This is a genomic window from Roseibium album (assembly GCF_965233825.1).
Classification (GTDB): Bacteria; Pseudomonadota; Alphaproteobacteria; order Rhizobiales; family Stappiaceae; genus Roseibium; species Roseibium album.
Genome location: NZ_OZ247583.1, coordinates 2,838,797 through 2,851,915, shown reverse-complemented (window position 1 = coordinate 2,851,915; position 13,119 = coordinate 2,838,797). Strand labels below are relative to the sequence as shown.

General features: G+C 56.7%; 12 protein-coding genes. 10 read left to right on the top strand and 2 right to left on the bottom strand.

Translation table 11 applies throughout. The features are described 5' to 3' along the window. Positions 1–15 precede the first annotated feature (15 nt). Complete coding sequence (locus ACO6TI_RS13215; protein ID WP_422385075.1) at positions 16–1,227, top strand: mandelate racemase/muconate lactonizing enzyme family protein; 1,212 nt, start codon at positions 16–18, stop codon at positions 1,225–1,227. A gap of 168 nt (positions 1,228–1,395) precedes the next feature. Here ACO6TI_RS13215 and ACO6TI_RS13210 read toward each other — a convergent pair whose 3' ends face one another. Then, on the bottom strand, positions 1,396–2,043 hold the full coding sequence (locus ACO6TI_RS13210; protein WP_055111384.1) for a GntR family transcriptional regulator: 648 nt from the start codon (positions 2,041–2,043) through the stop codon (positions 1,396–1,398). Positions 2,044–2,182: 139 nt separating this feature from the next. Here ACO6TI_RS13210 and dctP point away from each other — a divergent pair, with 139 nt between their 5' ends. The 5 genes from dctP (at position 2,183) to ACO6TI_RS13185 (ending at position 6,872) form a co-directional block, all read left to right on the top strand. Beyond that, positions 2,183–3,166, top strand: a complete 984-nt coding sequence (gene dctP, locus ACO6TI_RS13205) for a TRAP transporter substrate-binding protein DctP (RefSeq protein WP_055111382.1) — start codon at positions 2,183–2,185, stop codon at positions 3,164–3,166. 59 nt (positions 3,167–3,225) lie between these two features. Beyond that, positions 3,226–3,759 carry a TRAP transporter small permease gene (locus ACO6TI_RS13200; protein ID WP_209004593.1) on the top strand — a complete coding sequence of 178 codons (534 nt, stop codon included), beginning with the start codon at positions 3,226–3,228 and terminating at the stop codon, positions 3,757–3,759. Beyond that, the gene (locus ACO6TI_RS13195) at positions 3,759–5,072 is read left to right on the top strand and encodes a TRAP transporter large permease (RefSeq protein ID WP_422385074.1); all 1,314 of its coding nucleotides are present in this window, start codon (positions 3,759–3,761) and stop codon (positions 5,070–5,072) included. The genes ACO6TI_RS13200 and ACO6TI_RS13195 overlap by 1 nt, the downstream gene beginning before the upstream one ends. 24 nt (positions 5,073–5,096) lie before the next feature. Beyond that, a complete protein-coding gene (locus ACO6TI_RS13190; protein WP_055111375.1) occupies positions 5,097–5,882 on the top strand; it encodes a maleate cis-trans isomerase family protein in 786 nt (261 codons plus the stop codon). Between the two features lie 258 nt (positions 5,883–6,140). Next, positions 6,141–6,872, top strand: a complete 732-nt coding sequence (locus ACO6TI_RS13185) for a spermidine synthase (RefSeq protein WP_422385073.1) — start codon at positions 6,141–6,143, stop codon at positions 6,870–6,872. 143 nt (positions 6,873–7,015) lie between these two features. Here ACO6TI_RS13185 and ACO6TI_RS13180 read toward each other — a convergent pair whose 3' ends face one another. After that, positions 7,016–7,393 carry a VOC family protein gene (locus tag ACO6TI_RS13180; RefSeq protein ID WP_104703463.1) on the bottom strand — a complete coding sequence of 126 codons (378 nt, stop codon included), beginning with the start codon at positions 7,391–7,393 and terminating at the stop codon, positions 7,016–7,018. Positions 7,394–7,432: 39 nt separating this feature from the next. On the opposite strand from ACO6TI_RS13180, the gene ACO6TI_RS13175 reads away from it, so the two are divergent. The 4 genes from ACO6TI_RS13175 (at position 7,433) to ACO6TI_RS13160 (ending at position 12,990) form a co-directional block, all read left to right on the top strand. After that, positions 7,433–7,981 carry a winged helix-turn-helix transcriptional regulator gene (locus ACO6TI_RS13175; RefSeq protein ID WP_055111366.1) on the top strand — a complete coding sequence of 183 codons (549 nt, stop codon included), beginning with the start codon at positions 7,433–7,435 and terminating at the stop codon, positions 7,979–7,981. Between the two features lie 289 nt (positions 7,982–8,270). After that, positions 8,271–10,064, top strand: a complete 1,794-nt coding sequence (locus ACO6TI_RS13170) for an FAD-dependent oxidoreductase (protein ID WP_422385072.1) — start codon at positions 8,271–8,273, stop codon at positions 10,062–10,064. Then, positions 10,061–11,941: a 2-oxoacid:acceptor oxidoreductase subunit alpha gene (locus ACO6TI_RS13165; RefSeq protein WP_104703465.1), complete on the top strand. Its 1,881-nt coding sequence runs from the start codon at positions 10,061–10,063 to the stop codon at positions 11,939–11,941. The genes ACO6TI_RS13170 and ACO6TI_RS13165 overlap by 4 nt, the downstream gene beginning before the upstream one ends. Next, a complete protein-coding gene (locus tag ACO6TI_RS13160; RefSeq protein ID WP_055111360.1) occupies positions 11,941–12,990 on the top strand; it encodes a 2-oxoacid:ferredoxin oxidoreductase subunit beta in 1,050 nt (349 codons plus the stop codon). Before ACO6TI_RS13165 ends, ACO6TI_RS13160 begins: the two co-directional genes overlap by 1 nt. The last annotated feature ends 129 nt before the right edge of the window (positions 12,991–13,119 follow it).

Genomic DNA, 13,119 nt, shown 5'->3' with positions numbered 1-13,119 from the left:
GTCAGGACCTGTTTGATGAAACTCGACCAAATCGAGACCTTCGTTGTCGGAAACCCACCGCCTCGTCATGGCGGCCGGTATTTCATTTTCGTCAAGCTGGTCACACGTTGCGGTACAGTCGGCTATGGCGAAATCTACAACGCCACGTTCGGCCCGCATCTCGTGGCGGAAATGGCCAGAGATGTGTTCCAACGTCAGTTCGAGGGCGAAGATCCTCACCACATCGAGCGGCTTTGGCACAAGACCTACGGTGCCGGTTATACCCAGCGGCCGGATGTTTCCGTGATGGGAGTTCTCTCCGGTCTGGAGATGGCCTGCTGGGACATCATCGGAAAAGCGGCAGGCAAACCTGTTTATGAGCTACTTGGTGGCCGGGTTCACGAGCGTCTTCGGTCCTATACCTATCTCTATCCCAACGATGGTGACGTTTATCCGGATCCGGACACTCCAAATGTCTACAACGATCCCGACATTGCTGCTGCGGCAGCCATCAAGGCCGTCGAACAGGGCTTTACCGCGGTCAAGTTCGACCCGGCCGGACCCTACACGATCTATGATGGTCACCAGCCGAGCCTTCGGGATCTGGATCGCTCGGAAGGATTTTGCAGGACCATCCGAGAGGCTGTCGGTGACAGGGCTGATCTTCTTTTCGGAACACACGGCCAGTTCACCGTGTCCGGCGCCAAGCGCATGGCCCGCCGTCTGGAAGCCTATGATCCGCTCTGGTTCGAAGAGCCGATCCCGCCGGAAAAGCCGGAAGACATGGCTGAAGTTGCACGCTACACATCCATACCGGTCGCGACGGGTGAAAGGCTGTGCACGAAATACGAGTTTTCACGCGTTCTGGACACCCGGGCCGCCAGCATTCTGCAGATGAATCTCGGCCGCGTTGGCGGCCTGCTCGAAGCCAAGAAAATCGCCGCCATGGCGGAGTGCCATTCCGCCCAGGTCGCTCCCCATCTTTACTGCGGCCCACTGGTAGCACTTGCCAATATCCAGCTGGCGACATGCAGTCCGAATTTCCTGGTGCTGGAGTCGATCCGGACGTTCGATGGTATCTATTCCGATCTGCTGACCACCCCGATCCGATGGGAAAACGGCTACGTTCTTCCCTCTTGTGAACCCGGACTGGGGCATGATCTTGATGAAGACGTGGCCCGTGCACATCCTTATGAAGGCAACGAGTTACACCTGGGTCTGCAGGAAGATCCGGCCCGGCCACTTTGATGGAAATGACGTCGTGAACGGTCTGACACGTTTAGTCGGGCAAAAGACGGAACAGTCCTGTCGGCCAGCCTCGTGGCGCGACGCGACTATGTTCCGTGTTTGCAAAAACGATGGGATCCGTCGGGCGAAGGGCCTGCCTGACATCTGGGACACGCTATTTGGGACATGCTATCTGGATTCGATTGCTTCCAAAATAATAGGTAGTCGCTGACCTTGCAGCATCATGTGATCCCTCATGAGGTCATCAGCTTCCGCGCCTTTGTTTTCAAGAATCGCCTCTGCGATTCTTGCGTGTTCCTCGGTTGACTTCTGAAGCCTTCCGCGCATCTGGAACGGCATCGCGCGATATGGGTTGATATGTCCGGCAAGCTGTTCGATCTGTTCAACAAGCCTGCTGTTGCCTGCTGCCAGATGAATAGACTCATGAAATGCCAGGTTGGCCTTTGCGTATGCGGTCTTGTCATCCCGGTTGACCGCGTCACGGCACAACTGCATGGCCGTCTCGATCGATGAGGCGTCCTCACCGGTCAATCGCTCCGCTGCCAGGCGGCAAGCCATGCCTTCCAATTCGGCAGCGACTTCGAACAAGTCAATGAGTTCCTTTGCCGTCAGAACTCTTACGAAAGCTCCCTTTCGAGGCCTGGTTTCGAGCAACCCGCTGTCGACGAGAGATCTCACCGCCTCTCGAACGGGTGTGCGCGAAACATCGAAACGCTCGGCCAATGCAGCCTCTTCCAATTGATCCCCCGGTCGCAAGGCACCGGAACGAATTTCATTCCGCAGTGTCTCGATCAATTGGTCAGCAACGCGCGCCATCTTAGTCAATCCCTTGATTTCTGTCTCTTTTTAGACTGCGTCTTTCAGCTTGTCGATACGTATGTTGACACATATGTATTTTTAAATTACCTATATGTATACATATAAGCCTTATTTGTACCAACAGGAGGAAGTTATCATGAAATCAACCCTGCTCGCCGCGGCTGCAATTGCCTCGATTTTTTCCACCCACTCCGCACAGGCATCGGAACTTCGCCTGTCGCATCAATGGTCCACCAAGGACATTCGCCACAACGTGGCACAGATGGTGGCGGACGAGGTTGCCGCCGCAGACGTGGATCTCACCATCAAGATCTTTCCGTCAAAATCGCTGTTCAAACCGCGCGAGCAGTACAAGCCGCTCAGCAGGGGACAGCTCGACATGACGGTCTTTCCCCTGAGCTATGCCGGCGGCCAGCGACCGGCGTTCAACCTGACCCTGATGCCCGGTCTGGTGAAGAATCACGACCATGCGTCCCGCCTTTCGGACTCGCCCTTCATGGATGAACTGAAGGCGGAAATGGAGAAAGACGACGTCATGGTGCTCGTTGACGGCTATCTCGCCGGCGGTTTTGTCGGAAAGGACAAGTGCATCACCAGGCCGGAAGATGTTTCCGGGCTTCAGACCCGTGCAGCCGGAAAGTCCTTCGAGCAAATGCTGGTCGGCGCAGGCGCTTCGATTGCATCCATGGCATCGTCCGAAATCTACAGCGCGATGCAGACCGGAGTTCTGGATGCCGCGAATACCTCGTCATCATCTTTCGTGTCGTACCGGATATTCGAGCAGGTCAGCTGCTACACTCCGGCTGGCGATGTGGCGCTCTGGTTTCTCTATCAGCCATTGTTGATGAACAAGTCCACTTTCGAGGGATTGAACAGCAGTCAGCAGGAATCTCTGCTTGCAGCGGCCGAGAAGGCCGAGGCCTTTTATCTGAGCCAGGCAAAAATACAGGATGCCGCTTCAGTCGAAGTCTTTCGAGAAGCAGGCGTCGAGATTGCAGAGATGACACCAGCAGATTTCAAGGCCTGGCGCGCGCTCGCAAAAGACACTGCCTACAAGTCCTTCGTCGAGTCCGTGCCCAACGGACAGTTCCTGCTGGATTTGGCGCTTTCGGTCGAATGACCCAGTCGGGGCGGCCTGACCCAGGCCGTCCATTCCTCAAAACGCAAATGGAGTGAAAAATGGCTCAAGAACGCACTGGTGGTGCGCGGGTCGGAACGACCGGCGTCATAAGGCAGATTTCCGAAGTCTCCGGCTGGATCGCGGCGACCATGATCCTCGGCGCAGTGTTCCTCACCTGCCAGATGATCTTCATCCGCTTTGTTCTGAACGGCTCGACTGTTTGGCAGACCGAAATCGTCGTGTACCTGGTTGTCGCCGCAACGCTTCTCGGACTGCCCTTCGTGCAGAAGCACAAAGGGCACGTCAATGTTGACCTTCTGCCGATGTGGCTTGGGCCTAAGGGTGCCAAGCTGCTGAGGGTGGCAACCACCTTCTCCTCTCTTTGTATCATCGGCGTCTGCAGCTTCTACGGCTACGAGTACTGGCATCTTGCCCTTACCCGAGGCTGGACATCGGACACCGTTACCGCCGTACCGCTCTGGATTCCCTACCTGGCCCTGCCGGTCGGGTTCGGGCTTTTGTTTCTTCAGCTTGCATCGGATTGCGCGGATACGTTTTTCAACCTTTCCGAAAAATCGAATGGAGCAGTCTGATGGACCCTCTTCTACTCGGGTCAGTCGTCGGACTGATCACAATCCTGATATTGTTCAGCGGCATTTCGGTCGCCATGGGCCTGCTTCTCGTGTCTGCCGTTTTCCTGGTCATCTTCGATGGCATGAGATCTCTGGAACTGATGCCGGAAATATTCTTCGGCAAGCTCGACAGCTTTGCGCTCCTGTCTATCCCGATGTTCATCATCATGGGCGCGTCAATTGCCTCGACCAGAGCCGGTGCCGATCTTTATGAAGCGCTCGAACGCTGGCTGACGAGGGTTCCCGGCGGCCTTGTCGTCTCCAATCTTGGTGCCTGTGCGCTCTTTTCAGCCATGTCCGGATCCAGTCCTGCAACCTGTGCCGCAATCGGCAAGATGGGCATCCCGGAAATGCGCAAGCGCGGCTATCCTGAGGAAATCGCCACCGGGTCGATCGCCGCCGGCGGCACTCTCGGCATTCTCATTCCTCCTTCCATCACAATGATCGTCTATGGTATCGCCACCGAGACATCCATTGGACGGCTGTTTCTTGCCGGGGTGATCCCGGGCCTGTTGCTGGTAAGCCTCTTTATGGCCTGGTCGATCTATGCAACGTGGCGCTCAGGGGAACGATCGGCGGCACAAGTCAGCTATTCCTGGAGTGACAGGGTAGAGATCCTCCCGCGCGTTCTTCCCTTCATCGCGATTATCGTAGGTGTGCTCTACGCGATGTATGGCGGTGTTGCGACACCGTCCGAGACCGCCGCGGTCGGCGCTCTTCTGTGCCTGTTGGTTGCCATGGTGATTTACAGGCTCTTAAGCCCCAGGTCCCTTTGGGCAGTTCTGCGCGACAGCACCAAGGAGAGCGTGATGATCCTTTTCATCATCGCGGCCGCCGGCGTGTTTTCCTACATGCTGTCCAGTCTGTTCATCACGCAATCGATCGCCGCCTGGATCGGCGACCTTGAGGTCAACCGCTGGGTGCTGATGGCGGCGATCAATTTCTTCCTCATCGTAGCGGGGTTTTTCCTGCCACCGGTTGCAGTCATCCTGATGGCAGCCCCAATCCTCTTGCCGGTTATCGTCAGCGCCGGATTCGACCCGATCTGGTTCGCGGTGGTGCTGACCGTCAACATGGAAATCGGGCTGATTTCCCCGCCGGTCGGCCTCAATCTCTACGTGATCAACGGAATCGCACCGGATATTTCGCTCAAGAAGATCCTGGTCGGGTCCCTGCCGTTCGTCCTCTGCATGCTTGTTGCGATTCTCCTGCTGTGCCTGTTCCCGGGTCTCGCAACTTGGCTTCCGAACCTCGTCATGGGACCCGCTTACTAAACCGGCCTCGAAAGGAGAAACATCATGACCAACTCATCAAAGTATCGCCGCATCGGACTGATTGTCCCAAGCTCCAATGTTACCATGGAAACCGAGATACCGGCCCTGCTGAAAGCGCGAGAGACGATCCTGCCGGACCGCTTCACGTTCCATTCCTCGCGCATGCGCATGAAGTCCGTCGTCAAGGAAGAGCTGGAGGCGATGGATGCCGACAGCCTGAGATGTGCGACCGAACTCTCGGATGCGGCCGTCGAAGTGCAGGCGTATGCCTGCCTGGTGGCCATAATGTCCATGGGTTTGGGTTATCATCGCACCTCTTCGGAAAAGTTGCACAAGGCTACTGCCGAAAGCGGTTGTCCAGCGCCTGTGTTGAATTCAGCCGGCGCGCTGGTAGAGAGTTTGCATGAGATGAGCTTCAAGAAAGTCGCAATCATCTGCCCGTACATGAAACCGCTCACCAGACTCGTTGTCGAGTACATCGAGAACGAGGGTATCGAAGTGCAGGATTTCCTGGCGCTGGAAATTCCCGACAATCTGGACGTCGCCTCTCAGGACCCGGCAGCGCCGGCCGAACTCTGGCGCAAGCTGGACGTGCGGGGCGTCGACGCGATCGTTGCTTCGGCTTGCGTGCAGATGCCATCGCTTCCGGCGATCGAGATGATCGAGCGTGCATCGGGGCTGCCTACCGTCTCGGCCGCTGTGGCGACAACGCGCAAGATCCTCCAGAATCTGGGCCTGACCGAGGTTGCGCCGGGCGGTGGCGCGCTCCTGTCGGGCGGGCAGCTCGCACGGCTTCCGAAAGTTGCCTGAGACCATCGGAAAGAGGGGCCTGGATGAGGCTGCGGATCAGGTCGAAACTCGCATTGATGCCGGCTTGGACGCTCGACAGGGCAGAAGCCAAATGCGTTTTTCAGGAGCAATTCATGACCCCTCCGGCTCCGGAACGTCCGGCTCTTCAAGCCCAAGGACAGACCACCCAAACAAGGACCGAGGCACCCGCGTTCGCATTTTGGCTGTTATTGTCGGTTGCCTCTTTCCAAATCATCGAGTTGTCGCCATGGTGCGCTGATGAGTGCCATGTTTGAAGAACTTGATTTTGCCCCCACGCCAATTGGCGCAATATCGCTGCGTCGGCGGCATATCCTGGCCCTGAAGACCGACGTCTTTGAAATCCTGCTCGGCGACGAGCATTTGATGTCGAGCCTTTTCACGGCCTCCGAAGTGGCGTTGGCCGAACTCGGCCTCTCCGCCTTGGCTGACGACAACCTGGATATTCTGGTGGGCGGTCTCGGCTTGGGTTACACCGCCCAGGCGGTGCTTGCGCATGATGCGGTGTCCAGGCTCACGGTGATCGATCTTCTGGAGCCGGTGATCCGCTGGCATCAGGAGGGGCTTGTGCCCATGAAAACCGAATTGGCCGATGATCACCGCTGCCGGCTCGTGCAAGGAGATTTTTTTGCGCTGGCATCTTCGGAAACCGGATTCGACGCACAACAGCCTGGTCGTCAATACGATGCCATTCTGATCGACATCGACCACACGCCGGAGCGGTTGCTGCATGGCGGGTCGGCCGGGTTCTATACTGTCGATGGCCTCAGCAACTTGCAGCGTTTCCTGAAACCCTCCGGGATTGTCGGGCTTTGGTCCGACGAGAGGCCTGATGAGGCGATAACCGGATTGCTTGGTGACGCATTCGCACAAAGCTGGGCAGAGCCGGTTGTTTTCGCAAATCCCTTGCAGGATGGGCGCGAGATCACTCAAACAGTTTACCTGGGTCGCAAGGCACCAGCTGAGATCTGATACCGTTCCCTGTTTTCCGCCCCTAACTGGTATTGTCGTCCGGCCAATCCGATCTCGATCCGCGTCCTTGCTGCCTGCTACCTCACGTTCGAAAATGCCGAAGCGCACGACCGGCAGCAGGCACCACCAGGGTCAATATCGGATCAGGTGTTGCCGGTAAGGTCCTGTGCGAGCATCAAGGCATTGCCGTCCGGATCATAGAATGTCGCCGTCTTGACCATGCCCTCGACGACGTCGGTTTCGCCATCGAATTTCACCTTCGCCTGTTCCAGTTTGTTCCTGGCCGTGTCCAGATCCGCGATCCCGAAAACCGGAACGCAATTGCCGGGTGCCGGCTGGGTATGCTCCCCCAGCCCTATGGTCACTCCGGCGGTGTTGGTCTGAAGCTCCGACCAGCCTGCTTCGTCCGCATGATAGAGCACCTCAAACCCCAGCATCTTCCCGTACCAGTTCGCGCTTACGTGACGGTCCTTGACCGACATCGCAATCGTGATGGTTTGCTCCAACGAAATTAACGACATGATCTTCCCTTTCGACTCAAAATATACTAACTATACTTTATGGACATTAGTCTTTTTGTCAACATCACGTCAAGGGCCTGGGCAGTCCCGATCCTGTCGAGCCTGCATGAAGGTGTTGCCGGTCGACAGGCACCATTGCTAACGGCAACCGGTGCGAGCAGATCGGCCTTTGCCCAAAGCATCGAGCATCTCATCAAGATGGGTTTGCTGGAAAGGAATCCAGGCCATGGTCACCCTCTGCGACCGGAGTTTCGCCTGACAAAGGCCGGTCAGGCAGCTGCTTCACTGGCAAACAGAATTCACATTGCATCAAAAAACGAAGATCAGAATTTGCTGCGGCGATCATGGACCATTCCCATTCTGACGTCGCTTCAAAGACCTCGTTACTTCAACGAAATCAAACGGGATCTGTCGACTATAACCGACAGGGCACTGTCACAATCCCTGAAGGCCATGGAGACCCGGCATTGGGTGCGGCGAAGCGTCAACGATGCCGCCCGCCCGCCCAGATCCCTCTATGAAACAATTAATTTCGGCAGTAAAGTCAGTCAGATAGCTGGCACAGAGATCAACATTCCCACAAATTAGGGCAAGGGCAGCCGATCAATTCCGGGTTCGAATTTTATTTAGCTCGGGATCTGAACTCGCAGTCGGGCATGTGCAAATCCCTGTCGTTCAAAGAACGCACAGGCAGCCTGGAAACCGCCCCTTATCGCCTCTGATTTTTAGCATTGCCCGGACGCTGTGCCTCCTCGTTACAAGTATCCGAAAGTCACATAGCGTCTCCGCGACAGCAATGTAGTCTTTACATACGACTTTGCGACGCGCTTTAATTTCAGCAGCCAAACGTCTTGGACTCGATGGGAGGGGAGAGGACTTGCAAGCCACCGACACGACGAATCCGGAATATTTCCACAAGGTCGTCGACTGCCAATATGCCTGCCCAGCTCATACGCCGGTGCCTGCCTATATTCGCCTGATCGCTCAGCAACGATACACCGACGCCTATCTGATCAACTGGGAAAGCAACGTGTTTCCCGGCGTGCTCGGCCGCACCTGCGACCGGCCTTGCGAACCCGCCTGCAGGCGCGGCCGTGTCGAAGCGGAACCCGTCGCGATCTGCCGGTTGAAGCGTGTTGCTGCAGACTTCAAGGATGAAGTAGCCGACATGCTTCCCAAGGCCGGTCCTCCCAATGGCAAGAAAGTCGCGCTGATCGGTGCAGGTCCTGCGTCGCTGACGGTTGCCCGGGATCTTGCCCCCCTTGGTTACGAGGTGCACCTTTACGACGCGCAGGCCAAGGGCGGCGGCTTCATGCGCAGCCAGATACCCTCCTTCCGACTGCCAGAAAGCGTGCTGGATGAAGAAATCGGCTACATCCTGAACATGGGTATCTCGACAGTGTTCAACACCTATGTCGACAGCATGGCCGGGATGTTGACCAAGGGATACGACGCGATCTTCGTCGGCTCCGGTGCGCCGCGGGGACGAGATCTTCCCAAGCTGCCCGGCCGCAAGGAAGCTGACGCGAACATCCATATCGGAATCAACTGGCTGGCCAATGTTGCCTTTGAACATACAAAGGAGATCGGCAAGCGCGTGATTGTCCTTGGCGGCGGTAATACCGCCATGGATTGCTGCCGGACTTCGCGCCGACTTGGCGGGGAAGAGGTGAAGGTCATCGTCCGCAGCCCGTTCGCCGATATGAAGGCTTCGCCGTGGGAAAAGGAAGATGCTGTTCACGAGGGCATTCCGATCATCGACAACCACGTCCCGCGCGAATTCGTCATCGAGAATGGCAAGCTCGTCGGCATGACATTCGACAAGGTCGAGGCGATCTACCAGGAAGACGGTCGGCGTGACCTGGTATCAACCGGAGAAGACCCGGTGTTTTTTCCATGTGACGATGTGCTGATCGCAATCGGCCAGGAAAACGCCTTCCCCTGGATCGAAAAGGAGACCGGCATCCGCTTCACCAGTTGGGGAACGCCGATCATCAACGACGACGAGACATTTCAATCCACCCGAAAAGAAGTTTTCTTCGGCGGCGATTCAGCCTTTGGACCTTCCAATATCATCACCGCCGTGGCGCATGGGCACAAAGCGGCGGTATCCATCGACCTTTATTGCCAGGGCAAGAACCTGTCCAAGCGACCGCCACCCCACGTGACCCTGGTGGGGCAGAAGATGGGTATTCATGAATGGAGTTATGATTCCATTCCAATCACGGACGAGCGCAAGATTGTGCCGCTGGAGGATCTCAAGAAATCCCTGAACGACCGTATGGTCGAAGTCGAACTGGGTTTCGATGTCGAGACCGCCTTTATCGAAGCCGAACGTTGCCTGAATTGCGATGCGCAGACGGTGTTCACGGACGCCAACTGCATCGAGTGTGACGCCTGTACGGACATTTGTCCCACAAGCTGCATAACGTTCACGCAGAACGCTCCTGAAGGCGAACTGCGCAACAAACTTCTGGTTCCGGCCGAAAACACCGATCAGGATCTTTATGTTTCCGGCACTCTGCCGACCGGCCGCGTGATGGTGAAGGATGAAGATGTCTGCCTGCACTGCGGGTTGTGCGCCGAACGTTGCCCGACGGCAGCCTGGGACATGCAGATGTTCCTCTACAACATGGCGAAAGCGACGCCTGACCTGGTGGACGTCAAATGAAGCAGATCAAGGGTATCAACGATTTCGTGGTGAAGTTCGCCAACGTAAACGGTACAGGTTCGGCTTCGGCCAACCATCTGTTCGCGAAAGCGATTTTCCGGATGGGTGTCCCCGTCAGCCCGCGCAATATATTCCCGTCCAATATCCAGGGCCTGCCAACCTGGTACGAGGTGCGCGTCAGTGCAAAAGGTTATCTGGGCCGCCGTGGTGGCGTTGATCTGATGTTGTGCGTCAATCCGCAAACGATGGAAGACGACATCGCCAGCATCGCGTCCGGGGGATATTTCGTCTACGATTCCACCAGACCGCTGGCACCGCATCTCAAACGCGACGACATAAGTTATTTCGGTATCCCGCTGACCGCGATGTGCATGCGCGAGTTCAAGGTTGCGCGGTTGCAGCAACTTTTGAAAAATGTTGTCTATGTGGGTGCACTTGCGGCTCTGCTGGATGTCGATTTCTCGATCCTCAAGGACCTGTTGAACGACCAGTTCAAAGGCAAGGAAAAACTGATCCTGCCAAATGTCCACGCGCTGGAAATGGGGTATCAGTTCGCACAGGACAACTTTTCCTGCCCGCTGCCGATCCGGCTGGACTCCAGCGTGATTGACGCGCCGCATATCCGCGAAAGCAAACACATCCTGATGAATGGCAATACAGCCGCCGCCCTTGGCGCAATCTATGGCGGGGCGACGGTTGCGGCATGGTATCCCATTACCCCGTCGACATCCGTGGTCGACGCATTTTCCAAATATGCCGAACGAATGCGGATCGACGCGGGCACCGGCAAACGGAACTTTGCGATAATACAAGCGGAAGACGAACTGGCGGCCATGGGTATCGTCGTCGGTGCCAGCTGGAATGGCGCGCGGGCATTTACCGCCACCTCCGGCCCGGGCCTTTCGTTGATGAGCGAATTTCTGGGCCTGGCATATTTCGCGGAATTGCCCGTCGTGCTGATCGATGTCCAGAGATCCGGACCGTCGACCGGAATGCCGACGCGAAGCCAGCAATCGGACATATTGGCCGCCGCATATGCCAGCCACGGCGACACGAAGCACGTGCTGCTCTTCCCCGCGACGCCGCGGGAGTGCTTTGACATGACTGTTCAGGCCTTTGACCTTGCAGAGCAACTGCAAACACCGGTTATCATGATGTCCGATCTCGATCTGGGCATGAATGACTGGATGTCGCCGCCGCTGGAATGGGACGACGATTACGAGATGAGCCGAGGAAAGGTCCTGGACGCCGAAGCGCTGGACGAGGCTGAATCGTGGGGACGCTACCAGGACGTCGATGGCGACGGTATCTGCTATCGTACACTGCCTGGCGCGCATCCGGACAAGGGCGCATTCTTCACGAGGGGATCGTCAAAAAATGAAATGGCGATCTATTCCGAGAAAGGCGAAGATTACGTCCGGAATGTCGATCGGCTTTTGCGCAAGTTCGAGACCGCAAAATCCTATGTTCCAGAACCCAAGGTTCACGACCCGATCCCGGTAAAGAAGCCGAAAACCAAACTGAAGCTTGGTGCGCTCTTCTTCGGGACCTCGGCCTCGCCGTCTTACGAGGCGGTTGAAATACTGGCTGAAGAGGGCTACCCGATCGACGTCATGCGGATCCGTGCCTTTCCTTTCCACAAACGTCTCGACGCGTTCGTTCACGACCACGACATGGTTTTTGTGATCGAGCAAAACCGGGATGGTCAGATGCGGCAGCTCATCATGAACGAGTGCCATATCGCGCCCGACAAGTTGACTTCGGTTCTCAACTACTCGGGGACACCGATCACGGCGCGCACGATCGCCCGTCAAATCCGTCAGGCGTTGAATGTCGATAGCGCCGATATCGTCGAGCTGCATCCGGAGATTGCCTGATGTCCTATTACAAGCCGAAATTCCAGCATCCCAAACTCCCCAAAAACGAGCTGGGCTATACGGTCGCCGACTACGATGGTGCCGTTTCCACGCTTTGTGCGGGGTGCGGGCACGACAGCATTTCAGGTGCAATCCGAAACGCCTGTTTCCTGTCGGCAATCCCCCCTCACCGCATCGCCAAGCTTTCCGGCATCGGCTGTTCCTCGAAGATGCCCACATATTTTCTTGGCAAGAGCCACGGCTTCAATTCCGTGCATGGCCGCATGCCGTCCGTTGCGACCGGTGCCAGTGTCGCCAACCGTGATCTGATCTATCTCGGCGTGTCCGGTGACGGCGACACGGCCTCGATCGGCATGGGTCAGTTCGTTCACCTGATCAGACGCAACGTGAACATGACCTACATTGTCGCCAATAACGGCTGCTATGGATTGACCAAGGGTCAGGACAGCGCCACTGCAGATCTCGGGTCAGTCGGCAAATACGGTGTAAAAAACCCGTTTGACGGTATCGACCTGGCCAGTCTTGCAGTTCTGCAAGGGGCAAGTTTTGTCGCACGCAGTTTCTCGGGCGACAAGGAACAGCTGGAGCCCCTGATCCGCGCCGCGATGGCTCACAGGGGCTTTGCCTTCATTGATGTCGTTTCTCCCTGTGTCACCTTTGCCAACAATGTCGGCTCGACAAGAAGTTACGCCGCCACCCGTGACAATCTGGATGCAATGCCGATCGACTTCGTGCCGATGCGCGAAGAGATTCGAACTCAATACAAGGAAGGCTCAAGTCAGACGGTGACACTGCACGATGGCTCCATTATCCATCTGCACAAGGCGAGCAGAAAATACAAGCCGGACAGCCGGGAGGACGCCCTCATGGCCTTGCAGACAGCCAATCGCACCGGAAAGGTTCTGACCGGGCTGCTCTACCTCGACACCGACTCGCAGGATCTCAACCACACCCTGGCACTCGCAACCAAGCCGCTGAACAGCCTGGGCAAGGATGAACTGTGTCCCGGAAGCCGGGTGTTGAAAAGCATCAACGAAGGACTGCGATAGTCCCCGGTCGGGTGGAGACCTGCTCCCGGTACGGTTCTCCACCACACATTCAGCTCCGGTAACGAGAAAGAGGACGCAATGCCGTGGAAGCACGGTGTCCGCTGACTGCACATTCCAATGTCTTCGGCC